Annotated in this window: 24 protein-coding genes; 17 read left to right on the top strand and 7 right to left on the bottom strand. The window is 52.0% G+C overall.

Annotation, left to right across the window (positions count from 1 at the left end; translation table 11 throughout):
• On the top strand, positions 1-645 hold the full coding sequence (gene msrA, locus ACT3RP_RS08240; protein ID WP_483393612.1) for a peptide-methionine (S)-S-oxide reductase MsrA: 645 nt from the start codon (positions 1-3) through the stop codon (positions 643-645).
• A gap of 59 nt (positions 646-704) precedes the next feature.
• Here the strand turns inward: msrA and can are convergent, their stop codons facing one another.
• Positions 705-1,352 (bottom strand): carbonate dehydratase, encoded by a 648-nt coding sequence (can, locus tag ACT3RP_RS08235; protein WP_096280066.1) that lies wholly within the window; start codon positions 1,350-1,352, stop codon positions 705-707.
• 160 nt (positions 1,353-1,512) lie between these two features.
• Between can and gorA the strand changes: the two genes are divergently transcribed.
• The 4 genes from gorA (at position 1,513) to ACT3RP_RS08215 (ending at position 5,504) form a co-directional block, all read left to right on the top strand.
• On the top strand, positions 1,513-2,895 hold the full coding sequence (gorA, locus tag ACT3RP_RS08230) for a glutathione-disulfide reductase (RefSeq protein WP_483393611.1): 1,383 nt from the start codon (positions 1,513-1,515) through the stop codon (positions 2,893-2,895).
• Positions 2,896-3,057: 162 nt separating this feature from the next.
• Entirely contained in the window at positions 3,058-3,636 is a 579-nt protein-coding gene (gene ectA / locus ACT3RP_RS08225; protein ID WP_096280063.1) for a diaminobutyrate acetyltransferase, read from the top strand.
• 111 nt (positions 3,637-3,747) lie between these two features.
• The gene (gene ectB, locus ACT3RP_RS08220; RefSeq protein WP_096280061.1) at positions 3,748-5,016 is read left to right on the top strand and encodes a diaminobutyrate--2-oxoglutarate transaminase; all 1,269 of its coding nucleotides are present in this window, start codon (positions 3,748-3,750) and stop codon (positions 5,014-5,016) included.
• Between the two features lie 95 nt (positions 5,017-5,111).
• Entirely contained in the window at positions 5,112-5,504 is a 393-nt protein-coding gene (locus ACT3RP_RS08215; RefSeq protein WP_096280059.1) for an ectoine synthase, read from the top strand.
• Between the two features lie 113 nt (positions 5,505-5,617).
• On the opposite strand, the gene ACT3RP_RS08210 is transcribed toward ACT3RP_RS08215, so the two are convergent.
• Entirely contained in the window at positions 5,618-6,154 is a 537-nt protein-coding gene (locus ACT3RP_RS08210) for a DUF3833 domain-containing protein (protein WP_096280057.1), read from the bottom strand.
• 361 nt (positions 6,155-6,515) lie between these two features.
• The gene (locus tag ACT3RP_RS08205) at positions 6,516-8,546 is read right to left on the bottom strand and encodes an NADH:flavin oxidoreductase (protein WP_096280055.1); all 2,031 of its coding nucleotides are present in this window, start codon (positions 8,544-8,546) and stop codon (positions 6,516-6,518) included.
• A gap of 144 nt (positions 8,547-8,690) precedes the next feature.
• Here ACT3RP_RS08205 and ACT3RP_RS08200 point away from each other — a divergent pair, with 144 nt between their 5' ends.
• From ACT3RP_RS08200 to ACT3RP_RS08190, 3 genes are all read left to right on the top strand, one after another.
• Positions 8,691-9,377: a TetR/AcrR family transcriptional regulator gene (locus ACT3RP_RS08200; RefSeq protein ID WP_096280053.1), complete on the top strand. Its 687-nt coding sequence runs from the start codon at positions 8,691-8,693 to the stop codon at positions 9,375-9,377.
• Complete coding sequence (locus ACT3RP_RS08195) at positions 9,340-10,125, top strand: pyrroline-5-carboxylate reductase family protein (protein ID WP_096280051.1); 786 nt, start codon at positions 9,340-9,342, stop codon at positions 10,123-10,125. Before ACT3RP_RS08200 ends, ACT3RP_RS08195 begins: the two co-directional genes overlap by 38 nt.
• 293 nt (positions 10,126-10,418) lie before the next feature.
• On the top strand, positions 10,419-11,039 hold the full coding sequence (locus ACT3RP_RS08190; protein WP_096280049.1) for an FMN-dependent NADH-azoreductase: 621 nt from the start codon (positions 10,419-10,421) through the stop codon (positions 11,037-11,039).
• Positions 11,040-11,053: 14 nt separating this feature from the next.
• Here the strand turns inward: ACT3RP_RS08190 and pdxR are convergent, their stop codons facing one another.
• Positions 11,054-12,475 (bottom strand): MocR-like pyridoxine biosynthesis transcription factor PdxR, encoded by a 1,422-nt coding sequence (gene pdxR / locus ACT3RP_RS08185; protein WP_444672260.1) that lies wholly within the window; start codon positions 12,473-12,475, stop codon positions 11,054-11,056.
• 164 nt (positions 12,476-12,639) lie between these two features.
• On the opposite strand from pdxR, the gene ACT3RP_RS08180 reads away from it, so the two are divergent.
• From ACT3RP_RS08180 to yidD, 8 genes are all read left to right on the top strand, one after another.
• Positions 12,640-13,704, top strand: coding sequence for a TlpA family protein disulfide reductase (locus ACT3RP_RS08180; protein WP_441683670.1), 1,065 nt, complete (start codon positions 12,640-12,642; stop codon positions 13,702-13,704).
• A 125-nt stretch (positions 13,705-13,829) separates the two neighbouring features.
• Positions 13,830-15,884 (top strand): protein-disulfide reductase DsbD family protein, encoded by a 2,055-nt coding sequence (locus ACT3RP_RS08175; protein ID WP_483393610.1) that lies wholly within the window; start codon positions 13,830-13,832, stop codon positions 15,882-15,884.
• Positions 15,885-16,278: 394 nt separating this feature from the next.
• Complete coding sequence (locus ACT3RP_RS08170) at positions 16,279-17,115, top strand: ATP-dependent zinc protease family protein (protein WP_096280044.1); 837 nt, start codon at positions 16,279-16,281, stop codon at positions 17,113-17,115.
• Between the two features lie 37 nt (positions 17,116-17,152).
• The gene (locus tag ACT3RP_RS08165) at positions 17,153-18,676 is read left to right on the top strand and encodes an inactive transglutaminase family protein (RefSeq protein ID WP_441683666.1); all 1,524 of its coding nucleotides are present in this window, start codon (positions 17,153-17,155) and stop codon (positions 18,674-18,676) included.
• Positions 18,673-19,671, top strand: coding sequence for an alpha-L-glutamate ligase-like protein (locus ACT3RP_RS08160; RefSeq protein WP_096280039.1), 999 nt, complete (start codon positions 18,673-18,675; stop codon positions 19,669-19,671). Before ACT3RP_RS08165 ends, ACT3RP_RS08160 begins: the two co-directional genes overlap by 4 nt.
• A 104-nt stretch (positions 19,672-19,775) precedes the next feature.
• Positions 19,776-20,219 carry a Fur family transcriptional regulator gene (locus ACT3RP_RS08155; protein WP_096280037.1) on the top strand — a complete coding sequence of 148 codons (444 nt, stop codon included), beginning with the start codon at positions 19,776-19,778 and terminating at the stop codon, positions 20,217-20,219.
• Positions 20,220-20,243: 24 nt separating this feature from the next.
• Complete coding sequence (gene hisI, locus ACT3RP_RS08150) at positions 20,244-20,720, top strand: phosphoribosyl-AMP cyclohydrolase (protein WP_444625442.1); 477 nt, start codon at positions 20,244-20,246, stop codon at positions 20,718-20,720.
• Positions 20,721-20,722: 2 nt separating this feature from the next.
• A complete protein-coding gene (gene yidD / locus ACT3RP_RS08145) occupies positions 20,723-21,040 on the top strand; it encodes a membrane protein insertion efficiency factor YidD (protein WP_193063180.1) in 318 nt (105 codons plus the stop codon).
• A 16-nt stretch (positions 21,041-21,056) separates the two neighbouring features.
• Here yidD and ACT3RP_RS08140 read toward each other — a convergent pair whose 3' ends face one another.
• Positions 21,057-21,473, bottom strand: coding sequence for a SufE family protein (locus ACT3RP_RS08140; protein WP_444625441.1), 417 nt, complete (start codon positions 21,471-21,473; stop codon positions 21,057-21,059).
• Between the two features lie 44 nt (positions 21,474-21,517).
• Positions 21,518-22,729, bottom strand: a complete 1,212-nt coding sequence (locus ACT3RP_RS08135) for a tyrosine-type recombinase/integrase (protein ID WP_444672264.1) — start codon at positions 22,727-22,729, stop codon at positions 21,518-21,520.
• 214 nt (positions 22,730-22,943) lie between these two features.
• On the opposite strand from ACT3RP_RS08135, the gene ACT3RP_RS08130 reads away from it, so the two are divergent.
• The gene (locus ACT3RP_RS08130; RefSeq protein ID WP_483393609.1) at positions 22,944-23,993 is read left to right on the top strand and encodes a DNA-binding protein; all 1,050 of its coding nucleotides are present in this window, start codon (positions 22,944-22,946) and stop codon (positions 23,991-23,993) included.
• Positions 23,994-24,110: 117 nt separating this feature from the next.
• On the opposite strand, the gene nfuA is transcribed toward ACT3RP_RS08130, so the two are convergent.
• The gene (gene nfuA, locus ACT3RP_RS08125) at positions 24,111-24,734 is read right to left on the bottom strand and encodes a Fe-S biogenesis protein NfuA (protein ID WP_096280024.1); all 624 of its coding nucleotides are present in this window, start codon (positions 24,732-24,734) and stop codon (positions 24,111-24,113) included.
• Between the last annotated feature and the right edge of the window lie 88 nt (positions 24,735-24,822).

Below are 24,822 nucleotides of genomic sequence, written 5' to 3'. Positions count from 1 at the left end.
ATGTCGCTATTTTCCAGCACTGTTTCAAGTACTGTTTCAAGTACAGGCCGCGTATTGTCAGGCCGCGACGCCCCGATTGAAACGAGTGAAACACACACTATTAGTGGCCACTCGTTACATCCACCATTTCCCCAGGGCTATGAGCAAATAGTGCTGGGTATGGGATGCTTTTGGGGCGTAGAGCGGCTTTTTTGGCAGCTGCCTGGTGTCTACGTGACGGCAGCAGGCTACGCTGGAGGCGAAACTCCGAATCCGACTTACGACGAGACCTGCACAGGGCGCACTGGCCACACTGAAGTAGTGAGAGTGATCTTTGACCCTCAGCAAGTGACGCTTGAAACGATCTTGCAAGTATTTTGGGAGCAGCACGACCCTACTCAAGGGGACCGTCAGGGAAATGACACTGGCTCGCAGTATCGTTCAGCCATTTTCACAACGGGGGCTGCCCAGCAAGCGGCGGCTGAAAAGAGTGCCGCTGCTTTTCAACAGGCATTGAGTAACGCGGGTAAGGGGCGTATTACCACGGAAATTAAGCCGCTGGATGTTTTTTATTACGCTGAGGCTTATCACCAGCAGTACCTCGATAAAAACCCTAATGGCTACTGTGGCTTAAAGGGGACCGGCGTTACCTGCGCTATTAACTAAGTGAGTACTGTTTGAGCTAGAAGCGCGCCTGTCGCAAGTGGCAGGCGCGGTAAGGGCGTTTAATCGCCTTGATGCAGGCGATCAATGCGATAAAGCGTTTCGACTTGCTCTAAGCCAGTGATAGTGCAGTTAAGGTCTTTGACACGGCCATCGCTTAATCCGTAGACCCACCCATGTACTGAGATATCCTGACCGCGCTGCCAGGCACGCTGCAAAATCTTAGTGCGACATAGACTATTAACCTGTGCTTTGACGTTAATTTCACACATACGGTCAATCTGATCCTCTATAGGAAGATGACTGAGAGCATTTCTATGCTGGTTGTACTGTTCGCGCACCGAGTGCAGCCAGTAATCGACGACGCCGCACTCGCCTCCGGTCATGGCCGCCTTAATGCCGCCACAGCCGTAGTGACCCACAATCATAATATGGCTAACTTTCAGCACGTCCACGGCAAACTGAACCACCGACAGAGCGTTCATGTCTGTATGGTGGAGTAAATTGGCTACGTTACGATGTACAAATACCTCCCCAGGCGGGAGCGCAATGATTTGGTTGGCTGGCACGCGGCTATCGGAACAACCAATCCACAAATAGTCAGGGTTTTGCTGACTGGAGAGGCGCTTAAAGTACTCAGGATCTTCCTCGCACATGCGCTCAGCCCAGGCACGATTATTATCCAGTAGCGTCGCAATAGCATCAGACATAGAGTCTCCATAATATTAAGTCGCTTGCAGCTTCAGATAATATGAAGCAATAGCAAGTATCAAATAGTAGCGGATGGTTTTAACCTTCTCTGAGAGCTAGGTCAACAAAGATAAGTTGCAATTGTTGGCATTAAAATTTTTCAATCGATAGGAGCAAACCATGGCAGACGTTTCCAAATACGACTACGACCTGCTGGTGATCGGCGCTGGTTCTGGCGGTGTGCGTGCCGCGCGAATGGCTGCAGCAACCGGCGCTAGCGTGGCAATTGCCGAAGATCGATACCTGGGCGGAACCTGTGTCAACGTTGGGTGCGTGCCTAAAAAACTCTACTCATATGCTGCGCATTTTCATGACAGTTTTGACGATGCAGCAGGGTTTGGCTGGCAGCTTCCCGGACCCGCGCATTTTGAGTGGGCGACCTTGCGCGACAATAAAATCAGCGAGATTAAACGGCTAAACGGTATTTATCAGCGCATGCTAGAAAGCGCTGGAGTTACTCTATTTAATGCCCGGGCACGGTTGGTCGATGCCCATACCGTAACGCTAAGCGGTGAGCATGGCGACACGTCAGTGACCGCACAAAAAATTCTGCTCGCCACCGGTGGCTGGCCTTGGGTTCCTACTTTTCCAGGCAGCGAATATGCCTTAGATTCAAATCAAATCTTTGACCTGGATACGTTTCCTAAGCGTTTTCTCGTGCTGGGTGGTGGCTATATTGCGGTTGAGTTTTCCAGCATCTTTAATGGGCTCGGAAGCGAGACGCACCTTGTTTATCGCGGTGAGCTATTCTTGAAAGGCTTTGATCAAGAGGTTCGCGAGTTCACCCGCACTGAAATGGAAAGAAAGGGCGTCAACCTTCACTTCAATACCAATATCGAACGCATTGAAGCGACCGACAATGCCTATAACGTCCACCTCACCAGCGGTGACATGCTTGAAGTCGATGTAGTGTTAGCCGCCACTGGGCGTAAAGCCAATATTGGCGATTTAGGGCTTGATCATCTTGGCTTGGCGTTGGATGAATCGGGAAAAGTGCCCGTTAATGAGCGTTTTGAAACGGATGTTCCCTCGGTGCTAGCACTGGGTGACTTAACGGCTGGGCCCGAATTAACGCCGGTGGCCCTGGCAGAAGCGATGCAGGTCGTTGATTATCACTTTTCAGACAGTGTGCCCAAGCCGTTAGATTACGCCACGATACCAACGGCTGTTTTTTGTCATCCTAATATCGGCACCGTGGGGCTTTCTGAAGAGGATGCGCGTGAAAAGTTTACTAATATCCGCGTCTACAGCACCGACTTTCGTGCCATGAAGCACACGCTTTCGGGTAGCCAAGAGCGTACCTTAATGAAGCTGGTAGTGGACGACGCGACCGATGTTGTTGTGGGCGCTCACATGGTCGGTGACGATGCCGGTGAACTCATCCAGGGAATTGCCATCGCGGTAAGGGCGGGGCTGACCAAGCAGGACTTTGACCGGACGGTGGGTATTCACCCAACCGGGGCAGAAGAGTTCGTTACTATGCGAACGCTGACACGCACGTAAGTCTCTTAAATTATATAAGTCGCTTGGATTATAAATGCGATTTTCTAGCGGCCTTGCATAACAAATAATTATGGAAATAGGGGCGGAGAATAATATGGTTTTTGAATTGCTCATAATCAGCTGTTATAATGGTCGTCAAATTCGCTACAGCAAAGCATAACTATGAGTACGCCGACGCAACCTTTTACTCCTTCTGCAGACCTTGCTAGGCCAACGGTCGCGGATGCCGTGGTAGGGCATGCAGAGACTCCATTATTTATACGTAAGCCGAATGCAGACGATGGCTGGGGCGTATATGAGCTGGTTAAAGCCTGCCCGCCGCTGGATGTAAATTCTGCCTATGCTTATTTGCTACTCGCCACTCAGTTTCGTGATACGTGTGCCGTAGCAACCAACGAAAGCGGTGAAATCGTTGGTTTCGTATCCGGCTATGTAAAAGACAATGCTCCCGACACATATTTTCTGTGGCAGGTGGCAGTTGGTGAAAAGGCACGTGGCACCGGGCTTGCTCGGCGTTTGGTGGAAGCCATCATGTCGCGTCCTGAGCTTGACGATGTACATCACTTGGAAACGACTATTACCCCCGATAACCAGGCTTCATGGGGGTTATTTCGCCGCCTAGCAGCACGCTGGCATGCGCCGCTTAACAGCCGCGAATACTTCTCTACTGAACAGCTTGGAGGAGAGCATGATCCGGAAAACTTGGTGCGTATCGGCCCGTTTCAAACAGGTCGAATCTAATACGCCGCTTTTATTAAAGTAAAAGCACGTTCTTAACATACTGTTTTCCCGCTCATGTTGCTCCGGGCTAAAGACGCCCTAAAGCAAAATGATCAACTAAGGAGGTCGCTAATGCAGACCCAGACACTTGAACGCATGGAATCCAACGTACGTACTTATTCACGCTCATTTCCGGTGGTGTTTACCAAAGCGCAAAATGCGCGTCTAACCGATGAGAATGGTCGTGAGTACATTGATTTTCTAGCCGGCGCGGGCACGCTCAATTACGGCCACAATAATCCGCACATGAAACAGGCGATGATTGATTACCTGGCCACTGATGGCGTTGTGCACGGTTTGGATATGTGGACTAATGCAAAACGTGATTATTTAGAAACACTGGAAGAGGTCATCTTCAAGCCACGTGGGCTTGAGTATAAAGTGCACTTGCCAGGTCCGACAGGCACTAATGCCGTAGAAGCTGCCATCCGTTTAGCGCGTGTTGCCAAGGGTCGCCACAATATTGTGACCTTCACCAACGGTTTCCATGGCGTCACCATGGGGGCGCTAGCAACCACCGGTAATCGTAAATTCCGTGAAGCAACCGGCGGCATACCCACTCAAGGCGCTAGCTTCCTGCCTTTTGATGGCTATATGGGTGAGCATACTGACACGCTTGATTATTTCGAAAAACTGCTCGGCGATAAGTCTGGTGGTCTAGATATTCCTGCCGGTGTCATTATTGAAACCGTGCAAGGCGAGGGCGGTATTAACGTGGCAGGCCTGGATTGGCTGAAACGTTTAGAAGGTATTTGTCGTGCCCACGACATCCTGCTAATTATTGATGACATCCAAGCAGGCTGCGGCCGTACCGGTAAGTTCTTTAGTTTTGAGCATGCCGGTATTACGCCCGACATTATTACCAATTCAAAATCACTTTCTGGTTTTGGCTTGCCGTTTGCGCATGTTCTTATGCGTCCTGAGCTGGATAAATGGAAACCGGGCCAATATAACGGTACGTTCCGTGGTTTTAGCTTAGCAATGGTAACGGCCACCGCTGCTCTTAAAAAATATTGGTCCGATGACACCTTTGAGCGTGATGTTCAGCGTAAAGGGCGTATTGTAGAAGAGCGTTTCCAAAAGCTGGCGGCGCTGCTAACAGAAAGCGGTATGCCGGCAACTGAACGCGGCCGCGGCCTGATGCGCGGGATTGACGTAGTATCGGGTGATATCGCTGATAAGATTACCAGCAAAGCCTTCGAGAATGGCCTGGTGATTGAAACCAGCGGCCAAGATGGTGAAGTCGTTAAATGCCTTTGCCCGCTGACCATTACCGATGAAGATCTGCTGGAGGGTCTCGATATTCTTGAGATGTGTGTCAAGTCAGTGGCTGGAAAGTAAGCTGTTGTTACGTAAATTAAGACGATAGCAGTACGTTTTTTAATTGGGGATATAGTGGCTGGTAACCGCCAGTCACTTTGAAACGGAGTACTTTTATGATCGTTCGTAACCTTGAAGAAGCGCGTAAAACAGAACGTCTTGTGACCGCCGAAAACGGTAACTGGGACAGTACTCGCCTTATTTTAGCCAACGATAATGCAGGTTTCTCGTTCCACATTACCCGCATTTTCCCCGGTACTGAGACGCACATTCATTACAAAAACCATTACGAAGCGGTGTTTTGTTATGAAGGTGAAGGCGAAGTAGAAACTTTAGCCGATGGCAAAATTTGGCCGATCAAAGCAGGCGATGTCTACATGCTAGACCAGCACGATGAGCATCTGCTGCGTGGTAAAGAGAAAGGCATGACGGTTGCTTGTGTATTTACACCGCCGATTACCGGTAATGAAGTTCATCAAGAAGACGGCTCTTACACCGCTTCTGAATAATATGCACCTGCTAGATAAAAGGTCCGTATTTAGGTAAGCGTCAGTATGAAATGGGAAAAGCAGCCTTGCTGAAGAGCAGGCTGCTTTTTTGTTAGTGAATAAATAAACGTTTATCAGCGATCAATTTTCTCAAATGCCAGGGTGATTTCGCCGAATGTCAGGCCAAATTTGCGCATAGCGGTACGATTGATTAAGCGGCCGTCTTGCTGCAGGTACATCCAGTCATCCATGGTGAAGGTTATCATCCGTCCACTGGCTTCAATTTCGAGTGGATAGCGCATATGGAAAGCATGGCCGTACTGACGGGCTTCGACGGGACCTTCAACATCGCTAGCTGTGCCGATCCAGTGGTGCTCGTCAATGCGCTTAAATGTCCAAACCCGGCGGTCGGTTTGACCATCTGAGAAGACAAAAGACTCGTCCAGCGTCAGCGTGTCATTTTCATAGCTGCCCTCGACATCAACGCTGAAACGTCGCTGTACCTCGCCTGAGTAATCCTGCACCATGCCCCAAGCGCGGGTAGTGCCGGTAAAGTATTCGGCGATATCCAGGCGCGGATCAGAATCTGCGTAGTCTTCAACATCAACGCCAGCACAGCCAACCAGTAAAAAAAGCAGTGTAAACAAGCCCAAGCGTAGTGATCGAACCATGTGGATGTTTCCTGTATGAAGCCTGCGTGTTTGTATACGGGTGGTGGGCATATTTATCCAGCATAGAGTAGACGATCAAGCAAAGCACTAAACTTGGTTCACTATAGATCAGATGTTTAGCAGCTTTTTTTACATCAATTGCTAAAAAAATTTAAAGTAAATTCTAGAATAGTAACTGATTTGGTTTCCCTCATTTTATCGTATTTACACACCTAGATTTTATCGAACCCCTTTACTGTTTTGACGATACACGCTTTATGTCTGTGCCGAGCCGCTAGCTTTAATACAAAAATAATTCAAAAGTTTCTGACGGAACTATATAGTGAACCGGTCGAAACCGGCTCACTTAAGCGCCAGGATTCTACAGGTCTTTCACGATGCGAAGGGCATCATAAATTGCTGCGTGGGTATTTCGATGCGAAATAGCATCCCCAATCCTGAATAGCTGGAACTGTCCTTCGATAGCCACAGGCTGTGGTTTGCCTACAATCAGGTTCTCATAGTTGACGGCACCTTGATTGCTCGATAGCGGCTTCAACTCTTCGTAAAGATCTTCCATAGGTAAGGTGCCAAAGTTAACGACGACCTGATCCACGCGCCGCTCTTTGGCAACATTGGTGTAGTCACTGCTGACAGAGGCAACCAGCTCATTACCATCGCGTTTGATGCCTGTCAGGCGGAACGTCGGAGTGAATGTGGTATCCAGCACTTGTAACGTGCGCATATAGGGCACCAGGTTCATGGCCATGACTTCTGGCGCCAGGGCGCGGTCGGCTGTCATGTATTCGACCTTGCCGCCTGCTTTAGCAATAATCTCAGCGGCTTGCAGGGCGGTGTGGTCACCGGCATCGTCATAGACTAGTACGTTATTGCCTGGCGTTACATGTCCTGAAAGCAGATCCCAACCCGTAACTGCCAGCTCATTACCCTCTTTAAGCGCCTCTTCATTAGGCTGCCCACCCGTCGCCACAATGACCACGTCCGGCGATTCGCCGAGCACTTCATCCTGTTCGGCAAAGACATTGAAGTGGAACGTGACGCCCATTGCCTGACAGCGCTCGAAGCGCCAGTCGATAATACCCATCATTTCTCGGCGGCGCTCGCTCTGTGCCGTTAAGCGAACCTGCCCGCCGGGGGCATCTGCCGCTTCAAATACGACGACTTCATGTCCACGCTCAGCAGCTACGCGAGCGGCTTCCATCCCGCCTGGACCTGTGCCAATCACCACTACCTTACGTTTGGTATCAGCGGGGGGGATGGTATGCGGCATGGTGGTTTCGCGGCCGGTCGCGGCGTTATGAATACAGTACGCGGCGCCGCCCTGATAGATGCGGTCCAGGCAATAGTTGGCGCCCACGCAGGGGCGGATCTCCTCTTCCCGTCCCTCAATGACTTTCTTCATCAGGTGCGGGTCGGCCATATGGGCACGGGTCATGCCGATCATATCGACCTTGCCGGACGCAATTGCATGACGAGCCGTTGCAACATCCTGAATTTTGGCTCCATGGAAAGTGGGGAAATCGACCTCGCGCTTGATATCGCCAGCAAAATCCAGGTGGGGTGCGCTGGGCATGCCCTGGATCGGAATTACGTCCGTTAGACCCGGGTCGGTATCAATGTGCCCTTTGACGACATTGAGGAAATCTACCAGGCCACTGTCTTTCAATCGGTGAGAAATAGTCATGCCATCCCGGGCATCGAAGCCGCCAGGCAGGCATTCGTCACCTGTGTAGCGCACGCCAAGCAAGAACTTTTCGCCAACGCGCTCGCGAATGCACTGAAGCACTTCAAAGGTAAACCGGAGTCTATTTTCCAGGCTGCCTCCATAAGGCGCATCTAGCTCATTGGTTAATGGCGACCAGAACTGATCCATCAGATGGCCGTACGCTTGGATTTCCATGCCGTCCAAGCCCGCTGCGTACATGCGCTCGGCGGCATCGGTGTAATCCTTGATCAACCGTTCTATATCCCAAAGCTCGGCTTTTTTCGGGTAGGCGCGGTGGGAGGCTTCCCGACGATTGGATGCCGAAACGGTCGGTAGCCAATCACCTTTATCCCAGCGGGTACGGCGGCCCAAGTGCGTTAGCTGAATCATTACCGCCGTACCGTGTTCGTGGCATGCCTCGGTGAGATCGCGCATCCACGGCACCACTTCGTCTTTATACGCCAGGATATTGTTAAAAACCGGCGGACTGTCTCGGGAAACCGCCGCCGATCCGGCCGTCATGGTCAGGGCAATACCTGCCTTAGCACGTTCAACATGATAAGCCCGGTATAGTTCTTTAGGCATGCCATCTTCGGGGTAGGCCGGTTCGTGAGAGGTCAGCATTACCCGATTTTTCAGAGTTAAATGTTTTAGTTGTAACGGCTGTAGCAAAGGGTCGTTTTTCACGGTCGTCTTCCCTTGTTGTTTTGATGGTTGACACACGCTAGCCCTCTCTGTGCGAGATTGTCAATATAATTGACAGTTATGTACATTAAGGTGACAGATTTCCTGATATGATCGACTTCATCAGCATGGCAAAGAGAAAAATACGTGAAAAATGGACGCGACACGATTAACCAAACGGCTTGGATTGATACTGCTTACGAGCTGCTGATTGCCTCGGGGGTCAGTGCCGTCAAGATCGTACCGTTAGCAAAGAAGTTAAAGACATCGCGAACCAGTTTTTACTGGTTATTTAAAGATCGCGAAGAGGTGCTTACTGCACTGCTACAGCGATGGGAGCGTCAAAATACACAGGCCGTCATTGAGCAATCGGAGAAATATGCGTCTTCTATCGTGGAAGCCACGCTCAATGTCTTTGATTGTTGGTTTGACCCGGCGGTATTTGATTCTGAGTTTGAGTACGCCATCAGAAGTTGGAGTCTGCAAGATCTCGCGGTTGCCAAGCGAGTTAGCCAGGCCGATAACCTACGCCTGCAAGCACTTCGAGAAATGTTTATTCGCTTTGGCTACGACTCATTGGAAGCCGATACCCGTGCGCGCACGGTTTATTTGATTCAGATCGGCTATATCTCGATGCATACCCAGGAGACCCAAGATACGCGGATCGGCCGAGTGGCTCAGTACATTAATATTTTTACCGGGCAGATGTGCGCCCATGCCGATCTTGAGCGATTTGCTGCGCGGCATAGAGCGAGGTTTACGCCCAAAGAGATGGCGGCACAACAGGAGATGACGGATGAAACCGATATTAACGCTCGGCATTATCGGGGGTAACGGCTGGTTAGGCAGTGCGTTGGGCCGCTCAGTGTTATCTAGCGGACTAATATCACCAAACCAGCTGGTGGTGACGGCCAGTCGAGAGCATAACCGCTATCAGGACTGGCCAGGAGTGATCTGTGTCGAGAGCGCTGACGCACTGCTTGAAGTTGCTGAGGTCGTCGTGGTGTCTGTGAGGCCTGAGCAGTTTTCCCTACTAACGCTTTCACTTGAAAATCGGCTGGTGATTTCGTTAATGGCCAAGGTGCCAATAGTCGCACTGGCTGCGGCAACGGGGAGCAATCGAATCGTGCGTGCCATGCCCAACGCAGCTGCGTCAGTAGGGCGCTCCTATACCCCTTGGTGCGCAATGCCAGGCTTGAGCGCGGAAGATTGCGCTTTCGTTCAGCGCCTGTTTTCTGCCTGTGGCGTAAGCGATGAAGTAGAAGATGAATCGCAAATCGATTATCTGACCGCGTTAACGGGCAGCGGCCCTGCTTTTCCTGCGCTCTTGGCTGATGCTCTGATACAGCATGCAATCACACAAGGAATTTCTCCAACAGTGGCCCAGCGCGGCGTACTGCAAACGCTGTCAGGCGCTAGTCAACTGATGCTGGATGAGAACGCGTCGCCTGCCGACATGGTGGCCCGCTTTTTAGATTATGGCGGAACCACTACTGAAGGGTTAAATGCCATGCTGCAGCATGGTTTCCGCGATGCGGTACAGGAAGGGATGAAGGCCGCCTACGGTGCAGTTAAGTGTTGACCAAATGACGCCTATAACAATAAACGCTTTAGCAAATGCCTAGCCATAAAACGCTTTCGACACGCTATAAAAAAGAAGAGATTATGAACCTCAACAGCAGCAATAAATTTCAGATAGTGGATTTTTCTTCAGGGCAACAGACTCAACGGCGATGGGGTTTATAGAAACTGAGGCTCAATGACGTCGCTCATGAATCACAAACCGCAGCGCTCTCTGGCCATTCCTTTTGGTTCGCTTAATATATATTATGTTAAATATAGTGTGCTGTTCATTATAGCTCATAGGATTTTGTCATGAATAACATCTTATTCGTTCATGCCAGCCCGCATGGTAAGTATGCGTTAGGCTATCGTCTGGCTGAAAAGATTCTGGCAGAGGAAATGCTCATAAATTCCAGAGTGAGTTTAATCGAACGTGATTTGCTAACCGCCCCTCTGTCGCCTCTGACCCACCGCTACGCCTCTGCGCTCGTTAGCTATAACATCGGCGACAGCCCCAATGCTGACCTGACAGAGTCAGAGCAAATGATTAGTGAGCTCGAGCAGAGTGATCGCTTGTTAATCGCAATGCCGATGCACAACTTCAGCGTACCGGCTGCGCTGAAACTTTGGATAGACCATGTGGTACGTATTAACCGTACGTTTATCGCCTCGGTTGAGGGCAAGCAGGGATTATTGCAAGATCGTCCGACCACCATTCTGGTGAGCGCTGGCGGCATCTTACAGGGAGGTAATCCGCAACCGGATTTTCTGACGCCTTACCTCACGCTTATTCTCAACACTATCGGCATTCAGGATATTCGCTTTGTGTATCTGCAGGGTTTAGCGTTTGGTGAGCCCGCTATCACTCAAGCATGGCATCAGGCGCAGGCCGCGCTGGTCGAGGTTGGCGTACTGACTAACCCGCTGCCATAACGTAAAGCCAGCTACTAGGATCGATGGCGAGCGACAAGTTCCGCCAACTGCTGATAACCCTCTTCGAGTGCAGGACTCGATAGATTGGTCACGCCCAAGAGCAACCCTTTGCGTGCTTTGGTTTGCGTGGCATACCAGGGTGACAGCGGTGCCGGTGCTAAGTTAAAGGCCTTCGCAGCCTCGGCAATAGCAACGTCGTCAACATCATCATCCAGGCTGAGCAACAGTGACAGGCCCGCTATATTCTTGGCTGAAACTGATGCGCTCATGAGCGCAAGCAGCGCATTCCGGCGCTGTATATACAAACGCTTCATACGCCGAATATGGCGTAAGTAATGGCCATCGCGCAGAAACTCCGCCACGGCGAGTTGGCTAGGCAGTCCAGACGCTGGCGATAAAGCGGCCGCCGTATCGCCAGCGCGCTCTGACAAGCTGGCCGGCACTACCATAAAACCTAGCCGCAAGCGTGGGCTGATGGTTTTACTGAACGTACCGATGTGGATCACCCTACCGTTTCGATCCAGCGAAGCCAGTGCCGGTGTTGCTTGGCCGCTTAGCTGCAGCTCGCTTAGATAATCATCTTCGATGATCCAGCCAGCCTTTTCTTGTGCCCATATTAGCAGTGCTTGGCGCCGGTCCAGCGACAGCTGTACACCCAAGGGGGCTTGCTGGCTTGGCGTCACAATCGCCAAACGGGCATCTGCTGCCAGCGCTATCCCTTGCTCAACACAAATCCCCTGATCATCCACTGGAACGGGAGCCGGGATATATCCTGCTAGCGATAAGGCGTGCCACGTCAGTGGATAGCCGGGGTTCTCAACCCACACTTGGCGTGAATCCAGTCGCAGCAAGTGCAATGCCAGGCCCAGCGCACCCGCATAACCATTGGTAATGATAATTTGGTCGGCAGAGCAGAGCAGTCCGCGGGAGACGGCTAGATAGGCAGCAATTTCTTTGCGTAAGACGTGCTCTCCGCGCGGGTCTGGATAACGTAGTGGCTCAGCCACCGCTTGTCGCGTACAGCGCAGCATGATGCGTGACCAATGCTTAAAGGGAAACCCGTCTTGTGCTGGCACGCCCACTTGAAACAGCTTGGGCGCGCTATCCAGATCCTGATAAAGCTCAGGCAGCGGCAAGCGCGAAGTCGCAGCGGTCACTTGTGGCGCCAAGGGGAGTACGGCGCTAACAAAAGTGCCGGCGGCCCCCTTTGAAAGGACGAGCTGATCATCGCTTAGCCGATCATAAGCCGTTTTAATGGTGCCTCGCGAAACGCCTAACTGCGCCGCAAGATCACGCCATGAAGGCAGCCGCGCGCCCTCATACAAATACCCCTGGCGAATGGCGTCAGCGATGCTTAAACGTATTTGCTCTGAAAGAGATTGCTCGCCTTGGCGATCAAGTGAAAAGCGAAGTATGCCCATAACGCCATGGTACATAAAAATCCGTCATTCTTGGTGCTTTTTTTAGACCATGGCGTCGCTCACAATCATATTACTTTTATCGGCCTGAACCTTTTCACTCATTCTTTAAATGAGCCCAGAACGACTGAACCCGACCCGGACAATTTGCCAAAAGGATCAAACCAATGCGGATAATAAACATGAAACTTTCCGTTGCGATACTGCTCGCCCTGTTGGTGGGCTATATGGGCTCAGTGCAAGCAGGCGATCAACAAACAACCGATCAAGTCTATGATCAGGATGCCGATGGCGAGCAGCGTGCCAAAACCGCTGGTGAGTCGCTAATAGGTCAACCTGGGCCCGAGCTGAGCGTTACCACGCTGGATGGTGACATCATTGATCTCAGCGCACTGTATGGCGTCAAGCCGGTGTATATTAAGTTCTGGGCAACCTGGTGTGTGCCCTGCCGTCAGCAAATGCCAGGATTTCAGGCATTCCAGGAAGCGCATGGTGATGACATTCAGGTCATCGCCGTGAACACCGGTTACGCTGACACCGAAGCGTCCGCACGTGAGTACCGCGAGGAAATGGGTCTGACCATGCCTATCACGATAGATGATGGCACGCTGGCCGAAGCACTGAATCTGCGAGTCACCCCGCAGCACGTACTGATTGATCGCAGTGGTCACATCACTCACATTGGCCATCGTGACGATAAGGTATTGGAAGAGGCGCTACAGGCATTGCTGGAACCCACTGATCCAAGCTCAGCAACGACCGAAGGCGTTGCCGTCGGGGATATCGATGCCAGCGCCTTAACGGTGGGCGATACGGTTACGAACCTTAACGTCACAACGCGTGACGGCGATGCCATCGACCTATCCCAAGCAACGTCAGACAAGCCACTGGGTGTGGTGTTCTTTGCCACGTGGTGTGAGTCCTATCTTGCCGAGAGCCAGCCGGACACAGCCACCGCTTGCCAACGCGTACGCGAAACCGTCAACCAGCTGAGCGAAGATAACAACGTACAGTGGGTGGGCATTATTTCTGGCCTTTGGACCAAAGAGTCCGATGTCGAAAGCTATCTCGAGTCCACTGAGACGGCCATTCCCGTGCTGCTCGACGCAGACGGCGAGATACACCGTAGCTTCGGCATTCAACAGATACCAACCGTTGTGCTAATTGATGCCGACGGCAAGATAGCTGAAAAGCTTGGGCCACAAGACACCGCCTTAGCCGAAGCTGTCAAGCGTGTCAGCCAATAGCCCACCGCCATTTCGCGCAGGCCACGGCGCGGTATACCCTTTAATGGAGCCGCCCGTATCAAGCGGGCTGATAGCCAATGCCCCTATTCCTTTACCGCTACTGTGCCCTCTTTTGCCTGGTTTTAATGTTGACTCCTCAAGTCGGCGCAGCCCAAGGGTTTCCCGGCACCTCGGGCGAAGTGCTGATCAAGAGCAGCTTGGTCGCGGAAACGGACCAACCCGCTGCCGGTGCCTCTAGCACGTTAGCCGTTTTCATGGAGCCGCAATCCGGCTGGCATGGGTATTGGAAACAGCCGGGCAGTATTGGCCTGGCACCGCAGTTCGACTGGCAATTGCCGGATGGTGTCAGCGTGGGCGATGCCGCCTATCCGGTCCCACATACGCTGATGACCGGCGACCTGATGAATCATGTCTTTGAGCATCCTTACGCGCTATTGCTCCCTGTTGAAATAGATGCTTCGGTGGCGCCGGGGACCTCTCTACCAATCTCCGTCGTTTTCAACTACCTTGCTTGCCGCGCTGACGCCTGCGTTCCCGAACAATCAACGCTTGCCATTACGCTCATCGCAGGCGATGGCCATATTACGGATGAGCGCAAAGCGCGCTTCGATGAATGGCGCCAAGCACAGCCCAGGCCTCTAGGCTCACCAGCCAGCTTCCTGACGACCGACGATAGCCATTTGCGTGTCAGCATCCCCCTTCCTGCTAGCGTGGCGCTGAACAATCCACACTTATTTGTCGCCACCGACAACATCGTGGATCCCGCTTCTGAGCAGATATTTAGCCGTGAAGGCGATACGCTAATGGTAGAAACCAAGCTGGCAAAATCCTGGCAAGCAGGCAGCCCGACTGACGAGTTCGAGGCGCTGCTGTCATTGGGCACCGGCATTGGCCTGGCACTCGTTAGCCATAGTGATAGCACGCACGTGGTAAGTGCAGCCGCCAGCGTACAAAGTAGCTCTACTTTACTACTGACAGCATTTCTCGGTGCCCTGCTAGGCGGTGTTCTGCTCAATATCATGCCCTGCGTTTTCCCGATCCTCAGCCTCAAAGTGCTTAGCCTTGCGCGCTTATCCGGTGGCGAGCGCGAAGTCCGGCGCGAGGCATTAGCCTATACCGCTGGAGTGGTTGTCGTTTGCTTAATACTTGGCGCGGCCATTATTGCTCTGCGCGCAGCAGGCATCCATGTTGGCTGGGCATTTCAACTGCAAGATCCACGGGTCATCGTGGTGCTGACACTGTTGACCGCAGCCATCGGCTTTAACCTGGCAGGCCTTTTTGAGCTGGGCTCCATCAATGCCGGGGGTAAGCTAGCAAGCCAGGATGGCGTAGCCGGTGCATTCTGGACAGGCGTGCTTGCTGCCTTCGTCGCAACGCCCTGCTCCGGCCCCTTTATGGCTACGGCTCTTGGCGCAGCCTTGGTACTTCCCACGGTTGCCGCGCTGACAGTTTTCGCAGGTCTGGGCCTGGGCATTGCCCTGCCTTTTCTACTGCTTGGCTTCGTGCCGGTGCTGCGTCGCCGCCTTCCTCGCCCTGGCCCTTGGCTTGCAAGCTTCCGGCATATCATGGCCATCCCCATGTTTCTAACCACTCTAGCCTTGGCTTGGGTGCTTGGCCGCCAGCTCAACAACAACGGCATGATTGCGAGCCTCGCTCTGATAATGCTGCTGGCGATAGGGCTTTGGTTCACCGGACTGCGCCAACGCAGCGCCAAGCGATTAAGCTGGCTTCCGGCAGGACTAGCGGCCGGACTCACGTTGATGGGAAGCGTCCTGGTTCCCGGCTCCTTTGCCCAGCAAGACGAAAGGGGCAATGCGCTCACTAACTCAGCTGAAACACGCTCGCTCGACTTCGACGCGGGCCGCTTGGCCGAGCTTCGGCAACAAGAACACGCCATCTTCGTCTATTTTTCCGCAGATTGGTGCGTCACCTGTAAGATCAACGAACAGCGGGCCATCGATATACCCAGCACGCAGCAGGCATTTGAACAGGCGGATGTGATCACAATGAAGGGCGACTGGACCAATGGCGACCCCGCCATCACCGCTTTTTTGGAGCAGCATGGCCGCTCAGGAGTGCCTCTCTACTTATGGTACGCCCCAGGCGACACAGAGCCTGAAGTGCTTTCACAGATCCTTTCACCTAACGTTTTGGCTGCGTTAGCGAGCAAACCTGGTTAACCCAGTCTCGTATCTGGCATAGTCGGTGGCGACGCCGACTCCTATAAGGCTTGGGATGAACAGCGCGTCTTTTCAAAAGAAAAAGCGCGCTGTTTGACGGGTAATTCTCGGTCACGCTAGCGGCCTCTAACGCAGTGCTATAATATCCACCGCCGGTTCACTCGTTGGCACATATTCAGCCATATGAACAAGCTTCATGGTTCGGCATATCTCTGATTCTGTTAATAACCTTGCTCTCTTGGGCCTCCTTGCTTCGATCAGATTCATGAGCTGTAGTCACTGCGCATAAGACACCCTAAGTAAAGTAGGTGTTGGAAAAACCTCAATGGCGTTGGACACTAGTCCCCCTTCTCCTTATCATCCTTCCACTTATTGTCCAAGGATATCACTCGTTATGCGCCCAGGTGTTTTGTGGCTAGTAGCTGGCTTGTCGCTCTCAATCGCAGGCTGTGCAGCAACCCAGCCGGAACCTAGTGGCCCGCCGCCGTTAAGTGAGGCGTCATTCAATTCACGTATCCTTGAGCTAGAAAGCCAGCTGATGCAGCAATGCGATGCTCGCTCTGAGCTACAGTCGCGTCAACTTGATGAGCAGCAGGTTTTAACCGCGGATGTGCGTGAAGTGGGCAGCCTTCTGCGCTACCTGCGCCAAGACGTACAGCAGTTGGAAGCACGCGATGACGAGCCCGTCATCATTCGCGAAGAATGTGAAGTCGATGAAAGCCTAACCACCAAAACGCTGCTGGGTCGCAGCGAATGGGTGGGTTTGCCCAGCATGGGGACTTATCTTAAAGCGCGGGTGGATTCCGGTGCTAATACGTCATCTTTGTCTGCATCCGATATCACGCGGTTTGAGCGCGATGGTGAAGACTGGGTACGTTTCAAACTGGCGCTCAATGAGGACGATATTGCCGTTGAAGCTCAGCGAGATGAATGGATTGAAGCGCCGATAGTTCGTCGAGTGCGCATTGTTCAAGCCTCCGGCGAAGAGTCACGTCCGGTTATCTCATTATTAATGACGCTAGGCCCGATACGTGAAAACGTTGATTTTACACTCAATGATCGAACGCACCTTGATTATCCTGTGCTGCTTGGTCGGCGATTCTTGATGGATATCGCTTTGATCGATGTGGCCGATACGTTCTTGCACGATCGACCTGAGTTTCCAGGTGGCGAGTCACCCGATCAAGCTGCTGAAGATGAAGCGGTTGATGAAGACGACACCGAAGAGTAACTGATCTCCCTGGCGCTTTACCCTGAAAGGAATCTGCATGTCCCGGTTAATGTTTTATATTATTGTCGGCTTTTTATTGGTTGTTGGTATTGCGTCCAGCGTGCATCGCCATGTGCAGTTCGAAATCCCCTGGCTACCGGGTGAACAGCGCCAGGTATGGGAAATTGAGGCGGGCATTACCTTCAACGCTCAGAATGGGCCTGTGCAGGTCGATATGGCGCTGCCTTCCCATCAAGCAGGCTATCGAGTGTTAACCGAAAACACGGCTTCCTCAGGATACGGTCTTGCTTATCAGGCCGATGAGTTAGGTCGCACGGCACAGTGGACTATCCGTAACGCTGCGGGTAGCCAGCAGCTGTATTACTCGGTCCAGATGCTCGTATCTCAAGACGCACGCTCTCCGATCCAAACACCGCCCACATTAACTGCCGCCACGCCATGGGAAAGCCCCTATGATTCCGCTGCTAGCCAGCTAATTGAACAGGCCTGGGCGCGCAGCGCTAATAACGCTACCTTTGCACGTGAGCTTATTCGTGATCTTAACGGCGAACGTCAGGAAGAAAGTGCGCGGTTGCTGCTGTCACAAGAAGCCCCTGCAGCCCTGGTAGTACGCCTGCTTAATCAGTCCGGCGTATTAGCCCGTGAAGTCAGCGGTCTTATATTGGAGGACGGCCGTCGCCGTCAAACGCTAAGCAGCTGGATCCAAGTCTTTGCCGATGACGGCGAGCAATGGTCTATCTTCAATCCCGCTACCGGCGAGCAAGGCAAGCCTGATAACCTGCTGCTTTGGGAAACAGGCGGCCGAGCGGTGCTTGAAGTTCAAGGCGGCACGAATTCTCGGGTTTCATTCTCAATGATGACCCATGATCAGCCTGCATCCGCTGCGGTGCGTAATCATTACTCTGACGATACGCTGCTGAATTTCTCTATCCATAGCCTGCCATTAGAAGAGCAGGCGCTATTCCAGACTATCTTGCTTATCCCGATTGGTGCATTGATGGTGGTATTGTTGAGAGTGCTTGTGGGTCTTAAAACATCCGGTACCTTCATGCCGGTACTGATTGCCCTCGCTTTCATTCAAATCTCTCTTACCACTGGATTGATCGGCTTTTTGCTGATCGTTGCCATGGGCCTTATTATTCGTAACTACCTGTCCTATCTTAATTTACTGTTGGTAGCTAGGGTGTCGGCGGTCATCATTACGGTCATTGCGATTATCTCGATCTTTACCGTATTGGCCTACCGTATGGGGCTCAGCGCAGGGCTTACCATCACCTTCTTCCCGATGATTATTCTCGCTTGGACTATCGAGCGCATGTCGATTTTATGGGAGGAAGAAGGTCCAAAGCAGGTGTTAATTCAAGGTGGCGGTAGCTTGGTAACGGCTGTCCTTGCTTACTTGGCGATGAACAATCCTTGGGTACGCCATATCACGTTCAACTTCTTAGGTGTGCAGTTGATACTGATGGCACTGATTCTATTGCTGGGTAATTACACCGGTTATCGTTTGTTAGAGCTGCGCCGCTTTAAGCCAATCACTGACGACGAGAAGCTTTCATGAGTTGGTTGAAAAACTGGACCTGGCCAACGCGCCTGCGCGATAAAGGTATTATCGGTATGAATCGGCGCAATATTCGCTATATTGGCCGCTATAACCGTCGTCGCCTTTATCCGCTTGTCGATGACAAGCTCAAGACTAAGCTGTTGGCTCAGCAGTATGGAATAACCACGCCAGAACTGATCGGTACTGTGACCACTCAGTTTGGCGTGAAGCACATTAGTGAAATGTTGGCTGGGCACGGCGGGTTTGTCATCAAGCCTGCCAAAGGCAGCGGCGGTAAAGGCATACTGGTAATTGAGCATGTTGATGAAGACGGTTTCATCAAGCCCAGCGGTATGCGCCAGTCCATTACCGATATTGAGCGTCATGTCTCGAACATTCTCTCTGGCCTCTATTCACTGGGCGGCTCGCCTGATGTGGCCTTGATTGAAACGCTGATTAACTTCGATGAAAGCTTGATGGACTACACTTATGAAGGCGTGCCCGATATACGGGTGATTGTCTTCAAAGGCTATCCGGTGATGGCGATGATGCGCCTTTCTACTGCGGCATCCGATGGCAAAGCGAACCTCCACCAAGGTGCGGTGGGTGTTGGCTTAAACATTGCCACTGGCGCTGCACTGCGTGCCGTTCAATTTGATATGCCTTGTTTTAGCCATCCGGATACGGGGCACGACTTAGCAAGCTTAGTGGTTCCTCAGTGGGATACGTTGCTTCATTTAGCGGCAGGCTGTTATGAGATGACGGGACTAGGCTATCTAGGTACTGACATGGTGTTGGATCGCGAGCATGGTCCGATGCTGCTTGAGCTTAACGCTCGCCCTGGTCTTGCCATTCAAATGACCAATGGCGAAGGTTTGCGCCGCCGGCTTGATCTTATTGAGCAGCAGCCAGACAATGTGCCGACTATTGAGCGCGTGGCCTTTGCACAACATCATTTTGCGCGCCAGAGCGAATTAGTCGAAAGCAAAGACACCTCGTCTGCGAATGCGTAAACTAGGTCTATAAACCTGGTTTATAAACTAGGTCTATAAACATTAGGTCTATAAACATTAGGTTCTAGTCGAAATTTGCGCTGTCAGCGTTCACTGAGTTGCCCATGACCCAAGCGAATACATTACTGCAGCAGGCTGAATCTCAGTGCCATATCCGTGGCGTGCGATTTACTCCCATTCGTCGGCGAGTATTGGAGTTAATTGCTGAAAATGGCGGTGGGCTGAAAGCTTATGATTTGCTTGATAAGCTTTCCACTGAGCATGCCGCGGCTCGACCGCCGACGGTTTATCGTGCCTTGGAGTTCTTGATTGATCAGGGGCTTGTCCACCGCATTGAATCTTTGAATGCCTACGTAGCCTGTGCCTGTCCTGAGCATGCTCACGGTTTTCAACTGCTGATCTGTCGTCAATGTGGCTATGTCGAAGAGCTGCATTTAGATGAAATCAGCGAGCAGCTCGTCGCGCTTGCTCAGCGGCAAGGCTTTAAGATCGAGCGCCAAACTATTGAACTACAGGGGCTTTGTCAGCGCTGTCGAGCCACTTCTTAATCGAATTGCTAGTGAGTATATTCAATGTCCCGTTTTGATCAGGTTGCGCCAAATACTCTCTTTAAGCAGTTAGAGGGAGCGTCACCTGACGATAGCCTACCTTCTGTTGCCGCCCTCCTCGCCGCTGTCAAATTCAATACTGATGGTTTGATTCCTGCCATTGCGCAGCAGCATGATTCAAAAGAAGTATTGATGATGGCCTGGATGAATCGCGCGGCATTAGAGGAGACGCTCTCGACTCATCGCGTTTGTTATTTCTCGCGCTCGCGGCAAACACTGTGGCGTAAAGGCGAGTCATCGGGTCAGCAGCAGCAGTTAGTATCTGCAGCACTGGATTGCGATGCTGACACACTCCTTCTGTACGTCGATCAAACGGGGCCTGCCTGCCACACCGGTCGTCGCAGCTGCTTCTATATTGCGATAGATAAAAATCAGGCCGTAATTACCAGTACGCCGTTAATTGACCCTGATCAACTGTACGGTAAAAAACACGAGTCTTAGCAATGGCAAGCTGGAAATCAGCACTGCGATCAGGCCCGCGCTGGGCGTTAATGAAAGTAATGATTGGCTTGGTGAGAGTCTATCAGTATACGCTTAGCCCGCTACTAGGCCCTCGCTGCCGTTTCTGGCCTAGCTGCTCATCTTACACAATTGAGGCTATTCAGGTGCACGGCCCCCTTGCCGGCGGCTGGATGGCAATTAAGCGTATCGTTAAATGCCATCCTGGCCACGCAGGCGGCATGGACCCTGTTCCTGGGGGACGAAGTGAGCAACTTTGCCGCGAGGACGATGACTCATGCTGTGAGCACCCTCCCCGCTAAGCAATTCTTCTTACAGCTATTTTTGCTGCGCAACCAGATAAATTCTTTCTAGCATGGAGTGCAAGCCATTGCTGCGCGTGGGCGAAAGATGTTTATCCAACCCTAAGTCGGCCAAAAAGTGAGGCTCAGTAGCGCGAATTTCAGCCGCCGTTCGTTCACTGTAAATGCGCAGCAGTATCGCAATAAGGCCAGAGACAATGGCGGCATCCGACGTTGCTTTGAAAATCAGCTTATCGCCCTGCTCTTCATGGCGCATCCATACATTTGACTGGCAGCCTTGTATTTTAAACTCCTCGATTTTCCATTCATCAGGGAAGTCAGTTAGCTGCTTGCCCATATCGATAATGTATTGATAGCGATCCATCCAATTATCGAATATCTCGAAATCTTCAATCAGCTCTTGCTGGGCCAACTCGGCGCCGGAAGTGCTCATGGTATGTCCTTCTAAATAGGGATTGCCTGCTTAAATGCTCTCATTTAGAGATTATCAACCTGCTTATTATAACGACTCAGCGGCGGCTTGAGGGAGTCATTGGTATCTGAATTACCGTGCGGGTGCGGTAATCGATGCCGTTGCTGCTCGCGATGCCACTCGTTGTCTTCACTATGCAAATAGCGTGAGGTTGTTTCTAAGCGAGCGTGGCGGGCGCTTTCCGCTAAATGCCTTAGGCTAATACCTGACTGGGCTTGGTGAGTGATAGAGGTATGTCGTAACCAGTGTGGTGTCGCCCGGCGCAGTGCGGCAACGTGCACAGGCTCGCCACCTTGATCTTCAAGCGCATCCGCCGCCTTTTGGAACGTGGCGCGAATCAGGCGATAAAGCTGGTTGTGGCCAAGGCCGCGCTGCCCATCCAGTGAGCGCAGCACCGGTGCTACAGCTTCCAGCTCGCTAGTCTGCTCAGGCAAGCCAATCGCTTGGCGCCATTGGTGCAGGCATGCCCGCATGTCATCAGGTAGCGGGATGCGCGCTACTTTGTTGCCTTTACCCACCACGGACCACCACCAGCGCCCTTCGCTGCGTTGAAAATCACCCATGCGGGCATCGGCCATTTCACTAATGCGTGGTGCAAGTAAATAGGCAAAGCCAAATATGAACTTTTGTCTTGCCTGTTCAAAATGAATGCGGCTATTTTTGCCGTTCTCTAACGGTATGTTCAGCCAGTGCCATAGCCACGCCCATAGCTCGCTTTCCAAATAGCGCTCAATGCGCGGGGTCTGATTGTTCAAGCGTCTTGATTTGTCGCGCATCAAGCGAAACGGGTTATGGCTAACCCAGCCTGCTTCCACCAGCCAGCTAAACATTCCTTGCAGTATGACTAAACTCTGGCGCCGGCTAGGTGGTGATAGCGGGCCGCGAAACGGGCGCCATGCTGGGTGCACGCGTGGCTTTGAAGGGCCAACCCACTGTTCGCTGGGCTGAGGATCGGCAAGAAATGCTTCAAAACGATGTAGCGTTTCACGATTTATATCAGGCAGCGTGAGCCCTTGGCTGCTTAACCAAAGCAATAGCCGCTCAGATTCACGCCGATACGCCTTAAACGTTTGGCTGCTATCTTCGTATTCCTTAAGCCATGCCATGACTGCCTGGGCATCATTTTTAGCAGCAATCCTGCCGCCAGCAGGCTCAGCTGTTAACACTTTGTTAAGCGTTATAAATTCTGCTTCGGCAAGAGGCTGTCTATCTGGCATTGAATAATCCCCTTCTCTTTGGCTATGCAATTGCTAGATGACTATGGGCAAAGTCTGCATCTATCGGTGTATAAATTCAAGATAATACGTGTAATCTTGAATTTATACACCGATAAATAAATAATATTACGTAAAATGTAATATGTAATAATTGCCTTTTATTTAAATTATCACGACAATAGGAGTACGAATTTAGCTAAAAAAGGAAAGCTCGATGGCCCGCAACGGCATTCAGTACAGCGATGTGCAGCAAGCCATAGATGTGCTGCTGACGCGTGGCGACAACCCCAGCGTACAGCGCATCCGCGATGTCTTAGGCACGGGTAGCTTTACGACAATTAGTGAGCACTTCAGGCTATGGCGCAACGAGCGCGAACAAAATCGCGATGTTCCCCCGCCCAAGGGCGTACCCGAAGCTGTGGTGACGGCGGCTAGTCAGCTATGGCAAGAAGCTCAAGAAGCCGCAAATCAAGCGCTAGTGCATTACCGCGAAGAAGCCAACCGACAGGTAGAGGCCGCCCAGCAGGCAGAGCAAGAAGCCGGTCGACAAGCGGCGGATGCCGAGCAGCGTGAAAGCGCCCTCGCCGAACATCTACGCCACGTTGAGCAGCGTATGGAAGCGCTCAATCGTGAGTTGGCGGCCAGTCAGACAAACGAGCATCACTGGCAACAGCTAGCCCAAGTGGCGTGCGATGAAAGCGTTCAGCTAAAACAAGCGCATCAGCACTTGCTGAAACAGGCAGAGGAGAATGCGCAGGCTCAGGCGGACGAGCTTAACCAGCAGCGTTTAGCCGCAGAGCAGCGTCTTGGACAAGAAGAGCAGCGCCACGAAGCCGCTGAGGGTAGGCTAATGGCGATGCTAGATGCGGCACAGCAAACACGTACTCATGAGGAAAAGGCGTTTCAAAAACGCCTTGCTCAGAGCCAGCAACGTATAGAGGCGCTAAGCGAAGAATTAAACGTTAAGCAGCAGGCCCTTCACCAAACGCAGCTCGATGCCGGTGAGCGAGAACAGCAGGTGAGCGAGCATGAGCAGCAAATCACCACGCTAACGAAGCAGCACCAAGCGTTAACGGAGCAGCTAAACCAGGCTCAAACAGCACTAAAGCAGCAGGCCCAGCTGCATGCGCAGAACGAGGCCGTGCTCCAACAAGAGTGGCAAGAAAAGCTTTGGAGCCGGATGGAGGCGTTACAGCAACAACTAACGGAGTTGCCAGCATCGCTTGCTGATAAAACGCCTCAATCAGCGTCACCAGAACGCTGATAGGCCATTTTGCTCCCATGCTCACGAAAACACCCAGCACAGGGGCTGGGTGTTTTGCTCAACAACGATAGATTATCAATAAATCAATGACAGCGGCTTCAGCCTATTGCTGCCATATTACTGATAATAGGCGTTGGTGGTATCAGAGTGGTCGGTGACGTCGCGGATGCCGGCAAGCTCCGGAATGCGCTCCATCAAGGTTTTCTCCACCCCATCTTTCAGCGTTAAATCAACCGCTGAGCAGCCCTGGCAACCGCCGCCGAAAGCTAAGACCGCGTATTGCTGCTCGGTTAGCTCTATTAACTTTATCTCACCACCGTGTGCTGCCAGGCCGGGATTAATCTCGCTGTAAAGAACGTAGTTAATACGGTCTTCAAGCGGACTATCTGCGTTAACCTTGGGCATTTTGGCGTTCGGTGCTTTGATCGTCAGCTGGCCGCCCATGCGGTCCGCGTTAAAATCGACGACCGCCTCTTCCAGAAAGGCCAGGCTGTTCTTATCGAGAAAAACGTTTATTTTCGCGAGTTCCAGCGTGACATCGGTGGGTTCTTCTTCACCGGGGCGGCAGTAAGCCAGGCAGGTTTCCGCGTACGGCGTGCCTGGCTGGGTAATGAAGATGCGTACTGCAATACCTTCTACGTTTTGCTTTTCAAGCAACTCGGAGAGATATTCCTGAGCACTATCAGTGATATCGATACCTTGAGTATCGACGCTGGTGTTGTTTTCGCTAGTCGTGGTCATGAGGGGTGTCTTCCTCCCGTGGTAGTGGCTAAGCCTAATGACTGAACCACTTCACATGTCATTTGTTACTATGGTAAGCAAAACACCG

The organism is Halomonas sp. AOP5-B2-8, from assembly GCF_052376475.1.
Taxonomy (GTDB): domain Bacteria; phylum Pseudomonadota; class Gammaproteobacteria; order Pseudomonadales; family Halomonadaceae; genus Vreelandella; species Vreelandella casei.
This window is presented reverse-complemented; position numbering and strand designations above follow the sequence as displayed.